The organism is Cohnella suwonensis (genome assembly GCF_042655365.1).
Taxonomy (GTDB): domain Bacteria; phylum Bacillota; class Bacilli; order Paenibacillales; family Paenibacillaceae; genus Cohnella; species Cohnella suwonensis.
In genome coordinates, this window is the sequence record NZ_JBHSMH010000005.1 from 453,514 (window position 1) to 475,864 (window position 22,351).

The following is a 22,351-nucleotide window of genomic DNA, read 5'->3' on the forward strand; positions in this document are numbered from 1 at the left end:
CGCTTATCCTTTCACGCCGGATATCGCCACCGATTCGATAATCTGCCTCTGGAAAATAAGGAATACGACCAGCATCGGAACAAGCGAGACGACCGACGCCGCCATAATAAGCGGATAGTCCGTCTGGATCGCGTACGTTGCGTTGTAGTTGTTGATGACGAGCTGCAGCGTCATTTTCTCCGGGGAATTCAAGTAAATGACCGGCGCCAGAAAATCGTTCCAGATCGCCATGAACCACAGAATCAGCTGGGCCGCGACGGCCGGCTTGATCAGCGGGAAAATGATCCGGGAATAAATGCCGAAGTATGATGAGCCGTCAATCTTGGCGGCTTCGATCAGGGCAATCGGGATGCTGCTCAAATACTGCTTCAGGAAGAAGATCATGACCACGTTGCCGAACAGGCCCGGGACGATCAGCGGCAGCAGCGTGTCGACCCAGCCGATCTTCGAGAACATCATGAACTGCGGAATCATAATGGAAGGGTACGGAATCATAAGCGTTGCGATCAGCAACAGAAAGATTGGGTCCCTGAACCGAAAACGCAGCTTGGAGAATGCGAATGCGGCAAGGCTCGACGTCAGCGTGCCGACGACCGTTACGCTAATGGCGACGATAAAGCTGTTCTTGATGCCGCTGAGCAGCGGCCCCTTCTCCCAAATCTCGCGGTACTTCTCGAAGTGAAACGGATTCGGGATCCACTTAGGCGGCAGCGCGAATACGTCTAAGCGGTCCTTGACGGACGTCGTGAACATCCAGAGCAGCGGGGCGATCATGAATACCGCGCCGAGCAGGAGCAAAGCGAAAATGACGATGTTCACGGTTCTTCTGCGGATAGCCAATATAGTCACTCCTTTCTTACGGCGCTATTCGTGGATCTCGGAGGATTTGTCGAGTTTGAATTGAGTCAGCGTCACGATAAAAATAAACAGGCCGAGAATGACCGTCATCGCGGAGGCGTAGCCCATCTGAAGGTTGCCGAACGCCTTCTGCCACACGTAGAACACGACCGTAGCGGAGCTGTACTCCGGACCGCCGGTGGACGTCATGATGGCGACTTCCGGAAACAGCTGCGAGCCGCCGATAATGCCCGTGACGACGATGAAGAAAGTAACCGGCTTCACCATCGGCCACGTGATGCGCCAAAACTTCTGCAAGGCGTTCGCCCCGTCGAGCTCGGCCGCTTCATAGTAGTCTCTCGGAACGCTCTGCAATCCCGCCAAGTACAGAAGCATCGTATAGCCGAGACCTTTCCATACGAGCATCATGATGATCGCGGGCTTAACGGTGCCGACGTTGTTCAGCCAATTGGGGCCGTCGATGCCGACAAGTTCCAGCGCTTGGTTGACCAGCCCGAAATCGCCGTTGTAGGCCAGCATCCACATGATGCAGACTGCGGCAATGGACGAGATAACCGGAATGTAATAGATGGCGCGAAAAACGGTCGTGCCGGGAATGCGGCGGTTGAGTCCGAGCGCGATCAGCATGGCAAGGAACAGCCCGACCGGAATGCCCAGCATCATATAGAACGTGTTGTACATCGCCTTGTAGAACAACTCGTCCGCGAAAAGTTCCTTGAAGTTATCGAGTCCGATGAAGCTCATCTGGCCGAGTCCGTCCCAATCGGTGAAGGAGCCGTAAAGAGAATAGCCGGCCGGGAACGCCGCGAAGAGGAGAAAGCCCAGGACCGGCGGGAGGATGAACAGATAGCCGTAATACGCTTCCTTCCGGTACAATCTCGATTTCGTTTTCATAGCCCACCTCGTAGGTGCTCGGAATGAAAATGATGCTAGTTCCCGCGCCGGAGCGCGGGAGTCGCTAACATCATTTTCCGAGCTTAATTCGCTTATTTGTTTACTGCTTTTTGCTCTTGCTCGATCGCTTTATCCAGCAGCTTCTGCATCTTCGGCTGTTCCGCCTTCACGTATTCCGCCGCGGTGATCTTGCCGTCGAGAACCGGCTGAATGTCGGTAAAGAAGAGATCGTACCATTCCCGGTTATAGGTGAGGGTTTGCGGCATCGGTTTGCCGTAATCGATGATCTCCAGGAATTCCGCTTTGTTTGCCGGTTTGAAAGACGTGTCGGCGGCCCACTTCTCGGCCATGTCGGTCAAGTTCGGAATTTGCACCTTCGCGTCGGACAGCATTTGCATGCCTTCCTCGGAAGCCGACAGGTACAGGGCGAGCGCTGCCGCTTCATCCGGCGCCTTCGAGTTCTTGGATACGCCGATGCCGAGCGAGCCGACCCACGTTGAGGCTATGCCGGTGGAGCCTGCCGGATACGGGATGAGATCGAAGTCGAACGGCAGCTTCTGGTACGTGCTCAGATCCCAAGGGCCGACCGGGAAGAAGCCGATTTGACCCTGCATCCAGCGCTGGTACGTGTCAAGCGTCTGCGCTTCCGCGATCGAAGGCGTCACTTTGTGCACATTCTGCATGTCTGCAAAGAGTTGAAGCGCCTCCGCGAATTTCGGATCATCGATCGCGACTTTCGTCTGCGTCGCATCGAGGAAGTCGGCTCCGTTACTCCATACGAAGGCATGAAGCGTCCAGTTGACGTTGAGGCCCGTACCCCATTGGTCAAGCTTGCCGTCGCCGTTCGTGTCCTTGGTCAGCTGTTTGTTGACGTTGATGAACTCGTCCCACGTATACGGCTTGTCCTTGTCCGGGATCGGAATGCCCGCTTTCTCGAACATCGTCTTGTTGTAGCCCATCGCGAAAGGCCCTAGGTCTTTCGGCAGGCCATAAATGTCGCCTTGTCCGGCTACTTTGCCGTCGTAACGGTAAATGTCGACGCCTTTCTTCCATACTTTCCCGATGTCGATGTTCGAATTGCTCTCGGTATACGGCGTAATGTTAAGCAGAACTCCGCCGTTTACGAACGCTTTCAGGTCGCCCGGCTCGAAGAAGAAGACGTCCGGCACGCTTTTCCCGGTGATGGCCGCTTTCAGCTTCGTGGTGTATTGGTCCGGCGCGGTCGTGATGACTTTGACCTTCACGTTCGGATGGTCGGCTTCGAACTTATCGACCGTCTTCTTGTAAGCCGTCTGCTCGTCCGGACCCCCCCGGAACATGAACGTAATCTCTTTCTTTTCCGCCGGCGCGCCGCTACCGGGCGCGCTGCCGCTTGCGGCCGGCTCATTGCCGCCATTGTTGCCGCCTCCGCAACCGGAGAGAACCAGCATTACCGAAATAAGAAGCGATACGAGTGCAAATCCACTTTTCTTAGCCATCGCACGAACCCCTCCAATTGTATGTTTTACGCGATAACGCGCGTTGAAACCGCATTCAATCTTCCTCGGAAACAGCCGGCCGATCGGCCCGCTATTCGTTTCCTTCGCCGTTCGAGTCGCTCGAATCCGGAACCGGAACCCCGAACCAAGGCGTTCCGTCCGGGCTCCAGCCGAACGGCTGCACTCGGGTGTGACGGTTCGGATCGTACAAAGGATCGCCCACGATCTCTTTGTAGTTCCGCGCATGATAGACGAGCAAATCCTCGGAGCCGTCCTCCGACACGGTGAAGCTGTTGTGGCCAGGTCCGTATTGCCCCGTCTCTTCGCTCGTGACGAAGACGGGAACGGGGGATTTGGTCCACGAGTCCGGATCGAGCAGATCCGCCGTATCAAGCGCCGTGAGCAGTCCCATGCAATAATGGTGGTTCGTCGCGCTGCCGGAATAGGCGATATAGATCCTGCCGTTCCGTTTCAGCACCGCGGGACCTTCGTTCACCAAGAAGCCGATCGTCTCCCATTCCAATTCCGGCTTCGTCAGCATTACCTGAGGAAGCTTGATCGTCCACGGGTTTTCCATCTCCGCCATATACAAGTTCGAATTGCCCGGAACGTCGAAGTCCCGCTGCGCCCAAACCAAATATCGGACCCCGCGATGCTCGAAGGTCGTCGCATCGAGAGAGAACGACTCCCATTCGGTCTTGATCTGGCCTTTCTCCGTCCAGGTCCCGTTCAGGGGATCGGGAGATTGGCATTCGAGCACGTACATTCGGTGGTCGAATACCCCTTCCCCGTCGGCGCCGCCCCTGGCAGCCGCGAAATAGACGTACCACTTGCCGTCTATATGATGCAGCTCGGGCGCCCAAATATGGGAACTCATCACGCCGTCGTGCCGTTTCCTCCAGACGACGGCCGTCTCCGCGTGGTCCAATCCTTGCAGAGTCTCCGATCTCCGGAGCTCGATGCGGTCATACTCGGGAACGGAAGCCGTAAAATAATATTTTCCATCCGCGTGCTTATATATCCATGGATCGGCTCGCTGACTGACTAACGGATTGCGATAAGGACTTCGGATCGTTTGCTTCATTCCCTGACGCTCCTATTCTTGATGTTCCGCTTTGGCTTGCCCTTGAGGCAAGGCGTAGATTTTACCAATCCCCCTGATTGTTCAGTTGCGGATTTCCTTCAATAGTTAATAATTTTGCGAATATATTCGGCTTGATATTAACGATATCATGAAAGCGGTCACATTGTCAACGGATTAGTAAATAAATTTATTCTATTGTAAATGTTTTTATTAACTATAGGTGCGTAGTTTCTGCATTTTTTTACGCCGCGAGTCACTCATTTCCTTGCGAAAATGTTAATAAAAATATATAGTATTCATGCAACCACCTACTTTAAATGGCCCACGACCGGTCAGGAGGATCCTCCATGAACCTCGACATATCCGATAAATCGTTACCCGTGTACGAGGCGCTGGCAAGCGGCGTCCGGCACAAGATCATACATCTTTTGGCCAAGCAGCCGATGAATATGCGCGAGCTTTCCGAAGCAATAGGCCTCAGCGCCGCCATCATGACGATGCACATCAAGAAGCTGGAGAAAGCCGGGATCATCCGCACCGACATGCAGCGGAGCCGCGGCGGCGTGCAGAAAATCTGCTCGCTGCAGGTGGAGCAAGCGGAAATCATCTTTCCGAACAAGATGGAGCATATCCGGGAATATCACCAGAGCGAACTCTCGGTCGGACACTTCACCGATATTCGCGTGGAGCCGACATGCGGCCTTGCGACCGCCGAGAAATTCATCGGCATCGTCGACGATCCCCGATCCTTTCTCGACGCGGAGCGTTTTATGGCTAAAATCATATGGTTCAGCGAAGGGTATATCGATTACAAAATCCCCAACTTCCTGCTCTCGACGGAAAACCCGAAGGAGCTCGTCATCTCCATGGAGATCGCTTCCGAAGCGCCGCTTACGAACAATAACTGGCCATCGGACATTACGTTCTACTTAAACAACGTTCGGCTGGGCACTTGGACAAGCCCGGGAGATTTCGGCGACAAGCGGGGCAAATACAATCCGTCCTGGTGGCCGGACGACATTAACCAATACGGCCTGCTCAAGCATCTGACGGTAACCGCCCATGGAACCCGGATGGACGGCCATCCCATCTCGGAAGTGACGCTCGACCAGGTTAACGTGCGGGACAAACAATGGACGCTGCGGATCGCGGTGGAGAACGGCTCCCGTAACGTTGGAGGGATCACCTTGTTCGGCAAAGAATTCGGCAACTACAAGCAGGACATCCTGTTTCGCCTGTATTACGAGAAAGTCGTGCCGGCGGCGGGCGGCGAACAGCCGGTGGGTAATGGGTAGAATGGGGCGCATGGTTTTTCGTCAATCCGGCCTACGGCAGAAAAACCCCGTCCGTCGTGATAGATGAATCCAACTTATACGTACTTCTTTGCCCCATTATTCTATAACCGATACGCGTATCCGCAAGAGTCTGTTTACGGAGTCTCGACGTATCAGAAACAATAACCGCCCGAAGGCGGTTTCTAGATCGTCGAGAAACCCGCGAGCTCTTTAGTATCCGAAAAGCCTCGCTCCATCGGACATGTTACGCGCATTCCCTGGGATTCGCTGCCGCCCGTTGAAGCGCCTTCTCCCGACAACCTGCAAAAGTGCAGTTTGTTCGGGGTAATCTTGTCAATACGACTCAACAACCTGCAATAATACATTTTGTCGAGTCGAAATGGAGCGTTTCTCGCGAAAAGTAGTAAACAACCTGCATATTTGCAGGTTGTTTGGCTGTTGCGGCGAAATCGGCTAAGCGTAAACAGCAGATCGGCCAAAATACGATTGAGTAACCGTGGATAAGGACTTTCTCGACAACCTGAAAACCGCCCGAAGGCGGTTTCGGTGACCCCAAGCGAATGCTGCTGACGTCCTTTAGAAGGTCGGCAGATTGTCGAGGTTGTTGTCCGTACGACCGTCGGGATTCGAGCGCAGATGCTCGTCTCCGTCCCTGCCTTTGAACACGTTCACGTTGTCGATTTGATCGTTTTTGGCCATCGTCTGGGCTTCTTTGTACCCGACGACCTGGCCTGAGCTTAACTGCAGCTCGACGATATCCCCGTCTCCGTTCTTGCGGACGGCGACGATTTGCTGTTTCCCGGATTGCTGTTCCATTTCTTCCACCTCCGCCCCCTAGTCTGAACAGCTTCGGTCAGGTTCATGCACGCAAAGAAAAACCGCCTCCGGCGCCATGAAGACGCCGAAAGCGGCAAGAGGTGCGTTCGTACCGTTCAGGAAATCCGTTCAAGACGCCAGACGCAAGTCGCGTAGTCGCCGTGAAGCTCGGGGATGACGATGCCCGCGTACATAAGCTGGTCCCCGCCGTATACCGATTCGCCGCCGACGAGCCGGTATTTCGCCTTCGCTTCGAGTCCCTTGAAGCGAAGCCAATCGAGCGGCGCGTTCGGTTCCGCGAGCACTTTCGCGTATACCGCGAACGCTTCGGACTTATCCTCCGACACCATCATCCACGCGGCGTCGTTTCCTTCGAACGGGCTGCGCAACCGGTAGAAATCGCCGAATTGCACGAGATGGCGAACTTCTTTGTACTGGGCGACCTGCTCAGCGACTTCCTTCTTCTCCCGCTCGCTCATTTGGGTCAAGTCCAGCTCGTAGCCGAAATTGCCGGACATGGCGACGTCCCCTCGCGTCTTCAGCGACGTGTTCCGGTGCACTTGATGGTTCGGCACGGCCGATACGTGGGCGCCCATCGCGCTGACCGGGTAAGCGAGGCTCGTGCCGTACTGGATGCGAAGGCGACTGACGGCGTCCGTATTGTCGCTCGTCCACGTCTGCGGCATATAGTACAGCATGCCCGGATCGAAGCGGCCCCCGCCGCCGGAGCAGCTCTCGAACAGCACGTTCGGGAACGTCGACGTAATCGTCTCGAGCACGCGGTATAGTCCCAGCATGTATCGGTGGGCCGTCTCGCGCTGGCGGTTCGGCGCGGCAATGGCCGAGCCGATCTCCGTCATGTTGCGGTTCATGTCCCATTTGACGTACGTAATCGGAGCGGAGCTTAAGATGGCGCCGACCGATTCGATCAAATAATCGCAGACGTCCTTGCGGGACAGATCGAGCACGAGCTGCTTCCGCCCTTCCGTCCGGCGCCTACCCGGCACATGCAGGCACCAGTCCGGATGCGCACGGTACAGGTCGCTGTCGGGAGACACCATCTCCGGCTCGAACCACAAGCCGAATTGCATGTCGAGACGGTTGACCCGCGAAGCGAGATCCGCCAATCCGCCCGGCAGCTTGCGATAGTCGACTTTCCAATCACCGAGCGACGAATCGTCGTTGTCGCGGTGCCCGAACCAGCCGTCGTCCAGCACGAACAGCTCGATGCCGAGCTGCCGGCCGACCGCGGCGATGGACTCGATTTTGTCCGCGTCGAATTGGAAGTAAGTCGCTTCCCAGTTGTTCACGAGCACCGGTCTCGCCTCGTCGCGGAATTTCCCGCGGCAGAGCCTGCTGCGGTACAGGCGATGGAAGACGCGGGACATGCCGCCGATGCCTTCCGGCGAATATGCCATGACGAGCTCCGGCGTCAGGAAAGACTCGCCCGTCTCCAGCCGCCATTCGAAGTCGAATGGATTTATGCCGAGCGATACGCGGGTCGTCCGGAATTGATCGACTTCCGCCTGCGCGACGAAGCTTCCGCTATAAACGAGGCTGAAGCCGTAAGCTTCGCCGTTGTCTTCGTCCGCTAGCGGGGACACGAGCGCGACGAACGGATTATGCTGGTGGCTGCTCGAGCCTCTCCGGCTCTCGACGGCTTGCATGCCCGGCACGATCGAACGTCTGAACAAATCGCGCTCGCGCGCCCAAGCTCCGGATAACGTAATCATGTCGAACTTATCGTGCTTGAAGTCGACGCTTCCGCTCATCGCCCGAAGCAGCCGTATAGTCGCGCCGCCCGCGTTCGTCAGCTTGACGGACCTGGCGATCGCGTCATGGTTCGCGAACGCCGTATAGCTGAACTCGACGCGAAGTCCCGAGTACGCATCCGCGAGCTCCAGCAAGAGCGTCTGCGCTTCGGCGTCGCTCTCCGCGTAAGTGGACGGCAACCCTTCGAGCGCGGGTTTGCCCGCGACGATCCGGTGGCCGACGTAGGCCAGCTCCGTGATCGTCGTACCGTCTTCGAGCTGGACTTGGTAGGCGGGGTGGCGGAAGTCGCCCGTCCCGTAAGCCGGATATTCTTGCGGCATCGTATCGAACGATATGGACCGGTCTTCCGGATACGGATTCGGAGAGAAGGACGCCCGCTCCCGGAACAGCAGCATGCCGTCCCACGGCGCATCCTCGATTCTCCTTCCCCAATAGACGTGCATCGGCACGCCTTTTTCGTTTAATTGAAGCACGTAGCTCGTGTTCGGACCTTGCAAATGAAACAGCCGATGCTCGGCGACGTAATGAATTCCCATTGTCGAATATCTCCCAGCGAACGATGCTTATCGTCTTCTCTTATTTGGCGATTCCTTGCAGAGCAAAAGCATAACTATAAGATTTGTTCGCGAACAGCGTGTATTCCGGATGCGTTCTGGCGCTCCAGCTGTCGTCCCCGCCGACGCCCATTTGCTTATGGTTGACCCGGACGACCGTCTTGTCCGAAGCCGGCAACAAATGATAATGGCTCGTTTGCTCCAGCTCGCGAGGCGTATACGGCAACGCGCTCAACTCGACGGCCGTTTGCCCCTCGACGCGCAAGCCGACGCCGTTCTTGTTCGTCACGGTCGCGTAACGCACGCCCGTCTTGTTGCCCGTCTCTTGCGGTCGAAGGTACGGCGCGACTTGATCGGCCACTTTGCCCGAATGCAGGCCGAGACGCGCGCCTTCGCTCCGGTCCCAGTAATTCTCGTGCGGGCCTTTGCCGTACCAGGTCACGTCGTCGAACGAACCGTCCATCTCGAACAGCATGCCGATCTCCGGAATTTCGGGTAAGCCTTCTCCCGGCTCGAGGTCGAATTTGACGTTCAAGCGTCCGTTTCCGAGCAACGTGTACGCGATCCGGACGGAAGACGCCGGAACGGTCGGCAGAACGAACGCCGCGACGACTTCCAGCGCAGATTCCCCGAGCTGAGCGACCGAGCACTCGGTCAGCTTCCGGTTCGCGCCCGCGTCCCGCCAGATCGCGGTCCGCTCGTGATGGCCGTTGCCTCTGTCGTTGTCGGTGTACGCCCGCCAGAAGTTCGGCTCGGGCGGCCGGCGCAACAGTTCCGTTCCTTCGACGGCATAGGAAACCGCCAGTCCCGCCGCCAAGTCGAAGACGACGGCGAAGCCTTCGCCGTAAGCGGTCAGCTTGTCGCCGGCGCGTTCCGTGCGGATTTCGCCGTAAGCCGGCGTTTCAACGACGGCTTCGCCCGTCACGGGAACCGGCAATACGAATTGTCCGTATGCGACTTCGTGTCCGTTCTCCGCCCATGCCGTCGCTTCCTTCAGTATGAACGACAGAGTGAGAACGAATTCGTCGCCGACGGCTGCGCTTGCAGGGATCGAGCCGGATAAGTCGATGCTCGCGGTTTCGCCCGGAGCCGCCTGTACGTCGAGCTTGCCTTCGCCGACGGCGACGCCGTTGTTTTCCGATTTCCAGACGAGCTCGAACGTATCCAGGTCCGTGAACAAGAAGCGGTTCGTCGCGGTAAACAAACCTTTCGCGCTATCGACGGCCGCGAACTTGACGTTCTGGTAGCAGGCTTTGACCTCGTGCAGCTTCGGAGAGACGGCGCGGTCCGCGAATACGAGGCCGTTGCCGCAGAAGTTGCCGTCGTGAGGCGTCTCGCCGAAGTCGCCGCCGTACGCGAGATGCGAAGATCCGTCCTCGCCCCGCACCCGGATCGCTTGGTCGACCCAATCCCAGATGAAGCCGCCCTGCAGAATCGGGTATTTCTCGAACAGCTCGGTGTACTTATGCAGGCCTCCGCACGAATTGCCCATCGCATGGCTGTATTCGCACAGGATAAACGGCTTCTTCGGCGCGGGGACTTGAAGCGCGTATGCTTCGATGTCGCGCGGCTTCGAGTACATCTGACTCTCGATGTCCGAAGCTTTTTCCGACTTGCGGCAATGGAACACGCCTTCGTAATGGACGACGCGCGACGGATCGTTAGCGCGCAAGAAGTCGTGCATATGGACGAAGTTGTCTCCGCCCCACGCTTCGTTGCCGAGCGACCAAATGATGATCGAAGGATGATTCTTGTCCCGCTGCATCATCGAATTACACCGGTCGATGACGTTGTCCCGCCACTCCGGCTTGCTCCCGGGAACGGTATGGCCTTCTTCTTGCTGGTTGTACTCCCATGAGCCGTGCGTCTCGAGGTTCGTCTCGTCGATGACGTACAGGCCGTATTCGTCGCACAGCTCATACCATCTCGGATTATTCGGATAATGGGACGTGCGGACGGAGTTGATATTATGTTGCTTCATGAGCAAAATATCGCGTACCATGTCGGCTTCCCCGAGCGCGCGGCCGACGTCGCAGCTGAATTCGTGGCGGTTGACGCCTTTGAATTCGATGCGCTTGCCGTTGATGCGCATGAGTCCGTCTTGGATCTCGAAAGACCGGAAGCCGACTTTGCAGCTCACGTATTGCAGCGTCGTTCCGGCGTCGTCCGAGAGCCTAAGCACGAGCGTATACAGGTTCGGATGCTCCGCGCTCCACTTGCGCGGCTTCGCGACGCGTACCGCTCCTTCCGCCCGTTCGCGGCTTCCCTTCGTTCCGTTCGCCGCGAGCCGGAAAGGCTCGTCCAGCGCGGCAACTCCGAAGTCATCGTACAATTGCGCTTCCGCGTTCCACCCCGAACCGACAGCGCATTCGACGAGCGCCTTCACGCGAAGGGTCGCGTCTTGGTAGTCGGCGTCAAGATCGGTATGGACGAAGAAATCGAATATGCGAGAGTCCGGCGCGGTATACAAATAGACGTCACGGAAAATGCCGCTCATCCGCCAGAAATCCTGATCCTCTAGCCAGCTGGCGTCGCACCAACGGTACACCTCGACGGCAAGCTTGTTCTCTCCTTCGATGACGTAAGGCGTCAGATCGAATTCCGCGGGCGTGAACGTATCTTCGCTATAACCGACCAATTCTCCATTCACCCAGACGTAGAACGCGGATTCGACGCCCTGGAAGCTGATGAACACCGATTGATCTCGCCAGTCCGCCGGCACTTCGAACGTGCGAATGTAGGAACCGACCGGATTGTATTTCGTCGGAGCGAACGGAGGCTTTAGATCGGGTTCCGAATCTTTCCACGGATATCTGACGTTCGTATATTGAGGATAATCGTATCCTTGCAGCTGCCAATGGGCCGGCACGTCGATCTCGTTCCAAGAAGAAGCATCGAACCCCAGCTCGTAAAAGTTCTGAATGCGCGCGTCCGGATTGGCGGCGAATGCGAACTTCCATTTGCCGTTCAAGCTTTCGTAGCTTCGGGACGATTCGCGGTTCCCCGCCAACGCTTCTTCGAGCGAATGATGCGTGATCAACGTCGCGTGGGCGTCCATCCGGTTCAATTGGAAAATCGTCGGATTGTTGTTCCATTCCGGATAACCGTTCGCAGGCGGGGTATATTTCCATTTTGCTTTAGACAAGTTGCACACTCCCATTCATAATGTAACTATATTCGTATTATAATTTCGGAGAGCAGCCTTATATATTAAAATATTTTCGCGTTTCTATCACAATATGAAAGTAGATGCAGGACATGAACAAGCTATCGTTTCCGAACGTGACCGAACTGGACGCCGAGCTTCCCTTGTATTTGACGAGCATCGGCCATTGGGACTACCAGGAAAGGACGCGCCGGCCCGAAGGTTTTCCCGATTATCAATGGCTGCAAGCCGATGCGGGCGCCGGAGAACTGATCGTCGGCGATAAGCGCTACGCGGTGAAACCGGGACAAGGTTTCTTTCTGTTTCCGCGCGAAGCCCACTTATACCAGCCCGTCGCCGATAACTGGGGCGTTCATTGGATGAGCTTTAACGGCGGGCTCGTTCCTTCGTTGCTGCGCCAGGCGGGCATTATCCGTTCCGGCGTGTTCGCGCTTTCCGCTCCGGAGCGGATCATCGCCCATTTCGATCAAATCCACGCCCTGTCCCTCTCCAGAATACCCCTCCTCGGCATGGAAATATCGAAGCTTCTATACGCTTTCCTGCTCGATCTGTCCCGCAGCGTCCGGACGGGCGCCTCCTCCGCGGATCATCGTCTGGCGAAGCTGCAACCGGTCGTCCGGTTCATCGAGGCGAATTCGCATCGCCCGATCTCGATCGACGAGATGGCCGGCGCGATCGACGTCAGCGTTCAGTATTTATGCCAACTGTTCAAAGTCGGCATGCGGATGCGGCCGATGGAGTACGTTAACCGCGAGCGGATCAAGCGCAGCAAGGAATGGATGTTCCGCGAGCCCGGTATCAAGATGAGGGAAGTCGCCGCGAAAGTCGGCTTCGACAATCCGAGTTACTTCAGCTCCGTATTCAAGCGCATCGAGGGCATGAGCCCCGAACAATTCAAGCTTTCGCACGGCCGGAACTCCTGACACGCTTTTCTAGGGCGCCGTTTGACATCCGAGCCCTTTTCCGATAGTCTTTAGTCAATAAATTGACTTTTGGAGCTGTCCCCTTGAACAACGACGGACAATTGCACGAAAGCGTAGTCGTCAATCTCTTCCGATGCTCGAACCTGCTCGAGAGAATCGGGCGCAAGCTCGTGTCGGAAGTCGGGCTGACGAGCGTTCACCAATGGTTTATTTTGTCCGCGCTCTCCGGCGGGGATTTATCCTTGAAGCAGTTGGGGCTGAATACGCACGTCACGAAGCAGAACATGACCGGCATGGTGGAACGCCTGAAGATGGGCGGCTTCGTCGTGACGTACGACGACGCGGGCGACAAGCGCAGCACGCTAGTCCGGCTGACGGAGCTCGGCAAAGATACGCTCGCGACGTTGGAGCGGTTCGGCACGCTGAGCGACCGCGCATGCATCGACCGGCTTCGTCTGGAAGAACTCGCTTCCTTCAACGGCTGCTTGCTGAAGCTTATAGACAACATGAACGAAGACTAGATCGTCGGTTCTTTCTCGCCTCATAGTCAAGATATTGACCAAAATCATTCGACCTGGAGGTACTTTCCGATGACCCTATCCCCGAATACGTCCCGAGACGGCATTCCGTTTTCCGTTCTCGATTTCGCTTCGATCGTGGAAGGCGGCACGCCTTCCGAATCTTTCCGCCATACGCTCGACTTGGCCCGTCACGCCGAACGATGGGGCTATAACCGTTTCTGGCTCGCCGAGCATCATAACATGCCGGGAATCGCCAGCTCGGCGACGTCCGTCCTGATCGGCCACGTCGCGGGCGGCACGAGCACGATTCGCGTCGGTTCCGGCGGCGTCATGCTGCCGAACCATGCGCCCCTTGCGATCGCCGAGCAATTCGGCACGCTCGAATCGCTCTATCCAGGCCGGATCGATCTTGGCCTCGGCCGGGCGCCCGGCTCGGATCAAGCCGCTTCCCGCGTCCTTCGGCGCGGACTCGGAGCGGGCGGCGAAGACTTCCCGGAGCTGCTGAGCGAGCTGCGCGCCTACTTCGACCCGGATGCCTTCGACTTCGGCAACGTCGTGCGCGCCTTCCCCGGCGAAGGGCTTCACGTGCCGATCTGGCTGCTCGGATCGAGCGGCTTCAGCGCGCAGCTCGCCGGCCAACTCGGCCTCCCGTTCTCGTTCGCGAGCCATTTCGCTCCGGATTATCTCATGCCGGCGCTCGAAATCTATCGCGGCAGCTTCCGCCCTTCCGCCGCGCTCGATAAGCCGTACGCGATGATCGGCGTGAGCGTAACGGCCGCGGACACCGAGCGACAAGCGAGAAGGCTCGCCACTTCGCAGCAGCAAGCCTTCCTGAATATGATTCGAGGCAAGTTCGGACAACTGCCGCCGCCGGTGGATAGCATGGACGGACTCTGGTCCCCGTACGAGGAAGCGGCGCTTCGCAAGCAGTTCGGCTTCGCGGTCGTCGGCGACGCCGATCAAGTGCAAGAGCGTCTGGCCGCGATCATCGCCGAGACGGGAGCGGACGAAATCATCGTCGCTTCCCAAATCTACGACCATGCGGCCCGCCTGCGCTCGTTCGAGTTGATCGCGAACGTTCGGCGCCGGCTGTTCAGCTAATCATCAAGCCGCGTCCTCTCGTCTCCGCCATCGAGCGGCTGAACGCGTTGGCCAGTCCTTCGAGATAATCGTAATCCGTGACGCCGATCGCTTCTTTCTCTCCGGAAGCGAAGGTGAGCAGCAGCTTGTGCACCGGCTTCACGAGCGCGTAGACGAGGGCGCTCGCGACGAACCCGGCGATGCCTAGCAAGCCGACGAGGCTATGGAAGCGGTAGTCCCATCCGAAGCCGCCGATCATCAGCAGAAGCTCGAGGACGAGCAGCGTATAAGGGATCGTCCTTTTCGTCCTGACGAGCCGCACCGAACAAAGGTGGGGGATCGAAAACCGGGCATTGCCGCTGATGAACAATTCCTTCGTGATCATGAAGTTCTGGTCCTTGTAAATCGGCTGCGGTTCCATGTTCATTCCTCCTAGAGGCTGTTACGGGCTCCTTTTCTATGTTCGACGCGCGAATGGAAACTCCTACCGAATAAGGATATAGACGAGAAAAAACGGCCGGTCAAGTTCGCCCTTGACCGGCCGCTTTCGCGTCTGCGAATGATCCGTATTATTCGTACAATACCGCTTTCACTTCGTCGTTGTCGATGTTCGTTTTGTCGTACCAGACGAAGCCGGAGTCGATGATCGGCTCGACCGATTCGCCTTTCGCCGCGGCTACGGCCGCTTTGACCGTCTCGTAGCCGATGCCTATCGGATTCTGGGATACGGCTCCCGCCATCAGGCCGGACTTGATCGCGTCGATCTGCGCTTTGCCGGAGTCGTAGCCGATGACCGTGATTTTGCCTTCCATCTTCAGCTCGGACACCGCGTTGATGACGCCGATCGCGGCGCCTTCGTTCGTGCCGAAGATACCTTTGAGGTTCGGATGCGCCTGCATGATCGCTTTGGCCAAGTCGGTCGCCTTCAGGTGATCGGCGCCGTATTGGATGTCGACGATTTTGATGTCCGGGTATTTCTCTTCGATGCGATTCTTGAAGCCGTCGCGGCGGTCAATGCCGGTGCGGCTCGTTTGGTCGTGGGCGAGGATCGCGACTTCGCCTTTGCCGCCGATCAACTGCGCCATTTTGTCGGCGGCTATGCCTGCGGCGTTCGCGTTATTCGTCGTAACGGTGCTGAGAGGTATATCGCTGTCCACTCCGGAGTCGAACGCGATGACCGGAATTTTCGCATCTTGCGCTTTTTTCAACAAAGGAATCGACGCTTGGCTATCGAGAGCCGCGAAGCCGATCGCCGTCGGCTTCTTGTCGAGCGCGACTTGGAGCATTTCCAGCTGCTTGTCGACTTGGGCTTCCGTCTCCGGTCCTTCGAACGTGATCTCGACGTTAAGCTCGGCGGCCGCTTTCTCCGCGCCGATTTTGACCGCTTGCCAGAATTGGTGCTGGAAGCCTTTCGAGACGATCGGGATGTACATTTTGCCCGCAGCCGGCGATTCAGCCGCTTTGGAAGGCGATGCCGCCGACGGCGACGCGTTGCCGCCGTTGTCGTTGTTCTTGCCGCAAGCCGTTACGATGGCGACGAGCGCCACGAGCGAAATCAACCATGCTTTTCTCATGTTCATAACCCCTTCTATTTGGAAGTATGAAGTGCTATATATAATCTCCGCGAGGAGACCATACCGTGGTTACGCTTTGCGGCGGCGGATAATGTCCGCGAATACCGCAAGCAAGATGACGAAGCCGACGACGACCGTCTGCCACTCCGGCTTGACGGACAGGATGCGCAGGCCGTTCGTCAGCACGCTCATGATCAACGCGCCGATAACGGTGCCGACGATCGTGCCTTTGCCGCCGCTCAAGGAAGTGCCGCCGATGACGACGGCCGCGATCGCCTCGAGCTCGTAGCCGGAGCCGAGCGCCGGTTGCGCGGAATTCAGTCGCGATGCCATGAGAACGCCGGCCAGACCGGTGAACAACCCGGTAATCGTGTAGATGACGATCTTCCAGTTGCGCACGTTAACGCCGGATAAGCGGGTCGCTTCTTCGTTGCTGCCGATCGCGAAGTTGTAACGGCCGATAATCGTCTTCGAGAGTATCAAGCTTCCGACGATCGCCGCGAGGAAGAAGACGACGACGGCGTTCGGAATGTCGAAGCCGGGAATAAGATCGCCGAGGAACGAACCGAGCGATATCTTGATGAACGCTTCGTATTCCGTGAAGTAGATCGGCTTGGAATCCGAGATGACGAGCGAAAGCCCTTTGGCGATCATCATCATGGCGAGCGTGGCGATGAACGGGGGGATGCCCATCCGGGATATGGTGAATCCCGAGAGGAACCCGCACAACGCGCCGGTGAGCATTCCGCCGATGATGCCGATCGGAATCGGCACGCCCCACATCGTGATGAACACGCCCGTCATGACCGCGCTGAGCGTCATGACCGTTCCGACCGACAAGTCGATGCCGCCGGTGATGATGACGAACGTCGAGCCGAGCGCGAGCACGCCGATGACGGCGGTCGAGAGCAGAATGCCGACGATGTTCGAGAAGTGGAAGAAGTTGCTCGAGGCTACCGAGAAAATAATGACCAATAAGATGAGGCTCCCGAACGCGAGAAGCTGCTGCAATCCGGATTTGAAGGCGATCGACGGCTTCTGAGCCGCGTCCGTCCCCGCCGTTGGTACCGTTGCTTGTTTCATGTTTGTCTCTCCCTTTCTGTGCCGTCTCCGGGTTTAACCGATCCGGTCCGTCGCGTAGGTCATGATCCGTTGCTGCGTCGCGTATTCGTCGTTCGGAAGCTCGCCCGTGATGCGTCCTTCGCACATGACGATGATCCGATGGCTGAGTCTCAGAATTTCCGGCAGCTCGGAGCTGATCATGATGATCGATTTGCCGGAAGCGGCCAAGCTTTCGAGCAGCTTGTAGATTTCGCTTTTGGCGCCGATGTCGATGCCCCGGGTCGGTTCGTCGAAAATCAAGATGTCGCAGTCTCTCGTCAGCCACTTGCCGATGATGACCTTCTGCTGATTGCCGCCGGACAAGTATCGGACGTTCTGGCGAATGCTTGGCGTCTTCACCTTCAATTCGCCGACGACGTCGTTCGATACTTTCGCCATGCGGCGGTCGTTCATCCATCCGGCCCTATTCCTGAACTTGCCCAACGTGGCCAAGGCGACGTTCGTCTTCACGTCCATGTCGAGCAGGCAACCGAAGTGCTTGCGATCCTCGGTCAAATACCCGATGCCGTGCTTCACCGCTTCGTGGGGCCCGTTAATGCGCACCTTGTTGCCGTGAACGAAGATGTCCCCCGAATCGATCGGATCGGCGCCGAAGATCGCGCGCGCCGTCTCCGTCCTGCCCGCGCCGACCAAGCCGGCCACTCCGAGAATTTCTCCCTTTCGCAGCGTGAAATTCACGTCCTTGAGCACGTTTTTGCGGGTTAACCCGCGAACTTCGAGCACCGTCTCGCTCCGCTCCGCCGATTGCCGGTCCGGCTTGGCGGGCTGGTAGATTTCCCTGCCGACCATCAGCGAGATGATCCGGTCGACGGTAATGTCCGCCGTCGGCATCGTGTCGATATAACTGCCGTCCCGCATGACCGTGACTCGGTCGGTGATGACCTTCAGCTCCGCCATCCGGTGGGAAATGTACACGATGCCGACGCCTTTCTGGCGCAGCTGCCGGATCATCCGGAACAGCTCTTCGATTTCCGTCTCGCTGAGCGCAGCCGTCGGTTCGTCCATGATGAGCACGCGGGAGTCGTAGGAGATCGCCTTGACGATCTCGACCATCTGCTGCTTCGCGACCGTCAGCTTCGATACCGGCGTCGTCGGATCGATGTCGAGGTTCATTTGTTTCAGCAAGATCGAGGCTTGCTTGTTCATTGCTTTATCGTCGAGCAGCAAACCGAAGGTTTTCCGGGGCTCCTTGCCGATAAAAATATTCTGGGCGACCGTTAAATCGGGCGCGAGATTCATCTCCTGGTGGATCATGCAGATGCCGAGCTTCTGCGCCGCCCTCGTATCCGGTACTTGGACTTCGGCGCCTTCGTATTCGATCGTACCTTGATCCTTCTGATAGACGCCGGTTAAGATTTTCATCATCGTCGATTTGCCGGCGCCGTTCTCCCCGACGAGTGCGTGCACTTCGCCCGCCCGCAGCTCGAACCGGCAACTTTTAAGCGCCTGCACGCCGGAAAATTGCTTGTCGATCCCTTCCATTCTCACGACGGTTTGACTCATCGTCCCACCTCTTTCGGTTGCGCTGTCGCTTTCTTGAAACTAACTTTACACGCATTGCGAAGGCGCTTACATGTGATTTCTTTCGGGGATAGTCGAATAATTTACGGGATTTTTTTCGCGGAAAAAGAAAAACGATCTCCCTTTCGCCGCGTTTGGTCGCGATGAAAAAGAAATCGTATTCGGGTTGAAGGTGCTATTGCTCATCCTCAGGAGGAAAAATCTCGTTCAGCATCACGCTCAGGCAAGGTACGGTCGGCGACGTCAATTCATGATCCTCCGTTAGCGTTGCCACCTGTTTGTACTTTCCTTCCTCGAGCACGAACTGCTCCACAAGTCTATAAACCGGATCGACGAGCCAATATTCGCGGACGCCGAACTTCTCGTAGCCGTCTTTCTTGATCGTCTTGTCCCGTCGCCCCGTGCTGGAAGACAGAATCTCGACGACCAAATCCGGCGCGCCGTAGATGTATCCGTCTCGAATAATGTCCCTGTTCGAGCGGGAAACATAAATCAAGTCCGGCTGAAAAATGTTGTCGGCATCGAAGTGGACGTCGAGCGGCGCCAAGAGCACCTCCCCATCCGACGAACAAGCATGGCGAAACGCAAAGTGCAGATCGCCGAGTACGCGTTGATGAACATACAGCGGAGACGACAGAAAGTCGTATCGGACGCCGCCGATAATTTCAAACCTTTCGTCAATCAAGTAATTCGCGCTTTGCTCCTTCACTTTCGTCGAAGACTTTTTGTCGTTTTCTCCGTTTCCGACGTTCTTCGCCATTCCGCTCATTCCCCTCCGAAATCATAAAAGCACCTCGTCTAAGCAACACTTCCCGTGTTCGGCTTCGACGAGATGCTTCCTCGACTTTTACGCTATATTCAGATTATGCCGAATGCCTGTCAAGCTGTCAAGAGAATCCAATTCGCTCTCGCTCGAGCGTCCGCCTCACTTCCCGACGAACGGGAACAGCAGCTTCTGGTTCTCTTCTTCGTACATATTCTGCTTCGTGATGACGAGGGAGCCGGTGTCGACGACGCGCTGCACATTCTTGCCCAAGACGGCGTCTACGGCCGTCTTGACGCTGAGATAGCCCATCTGGAACGGCCTCTGGATGACGGTCGCCTTCATGACGCCTTCGTCGAGCAGCGTGATTTCGTTGAAGGAGCTGTCGAAGCCGATCAATGTCACCTTGTCCTGCAATTTCATCTCGCGGATCGCCCTGCCGGTGCCGACCGAAGTCGGCTCGTTCAGTCCGACGATGCCGACGATGTCGGCATTATCGGCCAGCAATTGCTTGGCCTTGACGTAGGCCTTCTCCTCGGAGCTTTCGGCGTAATACGTATCGAGCAGCTCGATGTCCGGGCTTGCCTCGAGCACGCTCCGAACCCCCTTCTCCCGGTCGAATTGGGACGCAGCGTTCTTGACGTAGCTGATAATGGCGACCTTCCCTTTGCCTGCAAGCTGCTTCAGCAGCTCCTGGCCCGCTTCTCTCCCGGCTTTGAAGTTGTCCGTCGCCACGATGCTTCGCGGCTTGTCCGAACGGATGCCGGAATCGACGATGATGAGCTCGATCCCTTTCTTGTCCGCTTTCTCGGCGACGGGGACGAGCCTGTCGTAATCGTTCGCGGCGAGCACGATCGCGTCCGGATTTTCCTCGATCGCCTTCTCCACGAGGGCAATCTGCCCGTCGACGTCGGTCTCGGTTTTCATACCCGAGATCTCGACGTTCACGTCGAACTCCAGCGCCGCTTCATTCACGCCGTCGACAAGCACCTGCCAGAACTCGACCGAGGCATCGGTCGACTTGATGATCACTTTCACGTCTACCGTCTTCTTTCCCGCGATTCCGCCGTATTCGTATATCAGCCCGAACCCGACGAGGAGCGTTGCCGCGATCGCCGCCAGCATGATTTTGACCCTTGAACCGCTCATCGCCCTTCCCCCCTCTGCCGGAACGATTTCGGAATGCGGAACAGCACGCTCGTCCCTTCCCCGGGAACGCTCTTGTACGTTAGCCCGTACTCCGGCCCGAAATACAGCTTCAGCCGTTCATGGACGTTGCGGACGCCGACGCCTCGGCCTTCTCCCGTATCGCGTCCCGGCAGCAGCAACGTTCGAAGCGTCTCCTCGTCCATGCCGTTCCCGTTGTCCTCGATGACGATATGGATTTCCGTATCGGTCTCTTCCGCCGTAATCCGGATGAGTCCCGGGCCGTGCTTCATCTTGATACCGTGATAGATCGCGTTCTCCACGATCGGCTGGAGAATGACTTTGATCGTCTTGTAATCGTATACGGACTCGGCGATCTCGATCTGGTAATCCAACTTGTTCTTGTATCTCATCTTCTGGATCATTAAATAGTTGGCGATATGCTCGGTTTCCGTCCGGATCGACACGAGCTCCTCGCCTTTGCTGATCGAAGCGCGGAACAGCTTGGCGAGCGCGGACGTCATAAGGACGACTTCCTTCGACTTGTTGCTCTCCGCCATCCAGACGATCGAATCGAGCGTATTGTACAGGAAGTGCGGATTGATTTGCGCCTGAAGGGCATTAAGCTCGCTTTGTCGCTTCAGCTCTTGGTCGCGCACGACCTGCGTCATGAGCTCCTTTATTTTTCCGACCATGATGTTGAACGCCCGCGCCAGCCTGCCGATCTCGATCGTCTTGGGCACCATGACGTAAATGTCGAAGTTTCCCTTTTCGACTTCCTTCATCGAGTCCTGCAGCCGCTTGATCGGCTTGCTTACCCGCTGCGACAAGAAGAAAGACAGCACGATCGCGAGCAGCACGCAGATGAAGCCCCACAGAATAAATGAAAACCGGATTTCGTTCTGGTTGCCGACGAGCTCGTTCACGTACGAGACGCCGACGATTTTCCACCCGAAGTCGGAATCCCGTACCGTGTACATCCGGCTATCCCGGCCTTCATCGCTCGTGAAAGTGCCGTTCTCGACCGCGAGCACCTCTTCGATCTTCTCGCTTTTCAAGTTGCTGTAGACGAGCTGTTGCTGAGGATGATAGACGATTTTCCCTTCGGAATCGACGATGAACAAGTAGCCCCTCTGGCCGAGCCTAATATCCTTGAACATGTCGTTCATGACGCTGAAGTTCAAGTCCGCGAGAAAAATGCCGAGCTTCCGGCCGTCCTTGCTGACGAGCTCGCGACTGAGAGATACGACCCATGGGTAACGCCCTTTGAAGGCGGGCTGTACGTGGGACGGAGAGAGCACGTTGACGCCGCCGGCCGCTTGCGCGTTCTCGTACCAGCTCAGCGCCTGGTAGTCGATGTACGGGTTCAGCTCCAGCTCCTTGCGTCCGCTCACGAATTGCCCGCCATAGCCGAAAATGTTAACGGAGGCAATGTCCGCGCGGGACACGAGCATCGATTCCAGCATATCGGCGATAGCTTGCTTATCCTTCTTCTCTCCTTGAAGCGACGCGTACGCATCGCCGGACAAGTAGGCTTGAACGGTGTGGTTGCCCGCCGCCAAGTCCGACATGTATTTCATGCCGTTCACGTACGATTTGATGTTGTTGTTGACCTGCTTCACCAGCTCGGTCGTATACGCCTGCGCTTTCGCCTGTACGGCGTCCTTCGTCAAGTAATACGAAATGATGCTCATGATGAAGATCGACAGCACGATCAGAAAAATCGAAGACAGCAGCATGTGCGTCTGAATGCTTCGCAATTTCGTGAAAAATCCCATGTCGC

Annotated in this window: 18 protein-coding genes; 4 read left to right on the plus strand and 14 right to left on the minus strand. The window is 57.0% G+C overall.

Annotated features, from left to right (window positions below):
- Nucleotides 1-3 precede the first annotated feature (3 nt).
- From ACFPPD_RS04325 to ACFPPD_RS04340, 4 genes are all read right to left on the minus strand, one after another.
- Nucleotides 4-840, minus strand: a complete 837-nt coding sequence (locus ACFPPD_RS04325) for a carbohydrate ABC transporter permease (protein WP_378081303.1) — start codon at nt 838-840, stop codon at nt 4-6.
- 24 nt (nt 841-864) lie between these two features.
- Nucleotides 865-1,752, minus strand: a complete 888-nt coding sequence (locus ACFPPD_RS04330; RefSeq protein WP_209743467.1) for a carbohydrate ABC transporter permease — start codon at nt 1,750-1,752, stop codon at nt 865-867.
- 92 nt (nt 1,753-1,844) lie between these two features.
- Nucleotides 1,845-3,230, minus strand: a complete 1,386-nt coding sequence (locus ACFPPD_RS04335) for an ABC transporter substrate-binding protein (protein WP_209743469.1) — start codon at nt 3,228-3,230, stop codon at nt 1,845-1,847.
- 91 nt (nt 3,231-3,321) lie between these two features.
- The gene (locus ACFPPD_RS04340) at nt 3,322-4,314 is read right to left on the minus strand and encodes a glycoside hydrolase family 43 protein (RefSeq protein ID WP_209743472.1); all 993 of its coding nucleotides are present in this window, start codon (nt 4,312-4,314) and stop codon (nt 3,322-3,324) included.
- 347 nt (nt 4,315-4,661) lie between these two features.
- Here ACFPPD_RS04340 and ACFPPD_RS04345 point away from each other — a divergent pair, with 347 nt between their 5' ends.
- A complete protein-coding gene (locus ACFPPD_RS04345) occupies nt 4,662-5,609 on the plus strand; it encodes an ArsR/SmtB family transcription factor (protein ID WP_209743474.1) in 948 nt (315 codons plus the stop codon).
- A gap of 576 nt (nt 5,610-6,185) precedes the next feature.
- On the opposite strand, the gene ACFPPD_RS04350 is transcribed toward ACFPPD_RS04345, so the two are convergent.
- The 3 genes from ACFPPD_RS04350 to lacZ form a co-directional block, all read right to left on the minus strand.
- A complete protein-coding gene (locus ACFPPD_RS04350; protein WP_209743476.1) occupies nt 6,186-6,425 on the minus strand; it encodes a DUF3892 domain-containing protein in 240 nt (79 codons plus the stop codon).
- Between the two features lie 116 nt (nt 6,426-6,541).
- Nucleotides 6,542-8,734, minus strand: coding sequence for an alpha-galactosidase (locus ACFPPD_RS04355; protein ID WP_209743478.1), 2,193 nt, complete (start codon nt 8,732-8,734; stop codon nt 6,542-6,544).
- 40 nt (nt 8,735-8,774) lie between these two features.
- Nucleotides 8,775-11,897, minus strand: a complete 3,123-nt coding sequence (lacZ, locus tag ACFPPD_RS04360; RefSeq protein WP_378081307.1) for a beta-galactosidase, LacZ type — start codon at nt 11,895-11,897, stop codon at nt 8,775-8,777.
- Between the two features lie 113 nt (nt 11,898-12,010).
- Here lacZ and ACFPPD_RS04365 point away from each other — a divergent pair, with 113 nt between their 5' ends.
- The 3 genes from ACFPPD_RS04365 to ACFPPD_RS04375 all read left to right on the plus strand — a co-directional run bounded on the left by ACFPPD_RS04365 (nt 12,011) and on the right by ACFPPD_RS04375 (nt 14,463).
- On the plus strand, nt 12,011-12,841 hold the full coding sequence (locus tag ACFPPD_RS04365) for an AraC family transcriptional regulator (RefSeq protein ID WP_209743482.1): 831 nt from the start codon (nt 12,011-12,013) through the stop codon (nt 12,839-12,841).
- Nucleotides 12,842-12,924: 83 nt separating this feature from the next.
- Nucleotides 12,925-13,362: a MarR family winged helix-turn-helix transcriptional regulator gene (locus ACFPPD_RS04370; protein WP_209743484.1), complete on the plus strand. Its 438-nt coding sequence runs from the start codon at nt 12,925-12,927 to the stop codon at nt 13,360-13,362.
- A gap of 69 nt (nt 13,363-13,431) precedes the next feature.
- The gene (locus ACFPPD_RS04375) at nt 13,432-14,463 is read left to right on the plus strand and encodes an LLM class flavin-dependent oxidoreductase (protein ID WP_209743486.1); all 1,032 of its coding nucleotides are present in this window, start codon (nt 13,432-13,434) and stop codon (nt 14,461-14,463) included.
- Here the strand turns inward: ACFPPD_RS04375 and ACFPPD_RS04380 are convergent.
- From ACFPPD_RS04380 to ACFPPD_RS04410, 7 genes are all read right to left on the minus strand, one after another.
- A complete protein-coding gene (locus ACFPPD_RS04380) occupies nt 14,456-14,863 on the minus strand; it encodes a DUF6232 family protein (protein WP_209743488.1) in 408 nt (135 codons plus the stop codon). The genes ACFPPD_RS04375 and ACFPPD_RS04380 overlap by 8 nt on opposite strands.
- A 148-nt stretch (nt 14,864-15,011) precedes the next feature.
- Nucleotides 15,012-16,022 (minus strand): ABC transporter substrate-binding protein, encoded by a 1,011-nt coding sequence (locus ACFPPD_RS04385; protein WP_378081311.1) that lies wholly within the window; start codon nt 16,020-16,022, stop codon nt 15,012-15,014.
- Between the two features lie 63 nt (nt 16,023-16,085).
- On the minus strand, nt 16,086-17,099 hold the full coding sequence (locus tag ACFPPD_RS04390) for an ABC transporter permease (RefSeq protein WP_209743492.1): 1,014 nt from the start codon (nt 17,097-17,099) through the stop codon (nt 16,086-16,088).
- Nucleotides 17,100-17,132: 33 nt separating this feature from the next.
- Entirely contained in the window at nt 17,133-18,641 is a 1,509-nt protein-coding gene (locus ACFPPD_RS04395) for a sugar ABC transporter ATP-binding protein (protein ID WP_209743494.1), read from the minus strand.
- Nucleotides 18,642-18,834: 193 nt separating this feature from the next.
- Nucleotides 18,835-19,419 (minus strand): Uma2 family endonuclease, encoded by a 585-nt coding sequence (locus tag ACFPPD_RS04400; protein WP_209743496.1) that lies wholly within the window; start codon nt 19,417-19,419, stop codon nt 18,835-18,837.
- A 165-nt stretch (nt 19,420-19,584) separates the two neighbouring features.
- Nucleotides 19,585-20,571 (minus strand): substrate-binding domain-containing protein, encoded by a 987-nt coding sequence (locus ACFPPD_RS04405; protein ID WP_209743498.1) that lies wholly within the window; start codon nt 20,569-20,571, stop codon nt 19,585-19,587.
- Nucleotides 20,568-22,346: a cache domain-containing sensor histidine kinase gene (locus ACFPPD_RS04410; protein WP_209743500.1), complete on the minus strand. Its 1,779-nt coding sequence runs from the start codon at nt 22,344-22,346 to the stop codon at nt 20,568-20,570. Before ACFPPD_RS04410 ends, ACFPPD_RS04405 begins: the two co-directional genes overlap by 4 nt.
- Nucleotides 22,347-22,351: the final 5 nt, after the last annotated feature.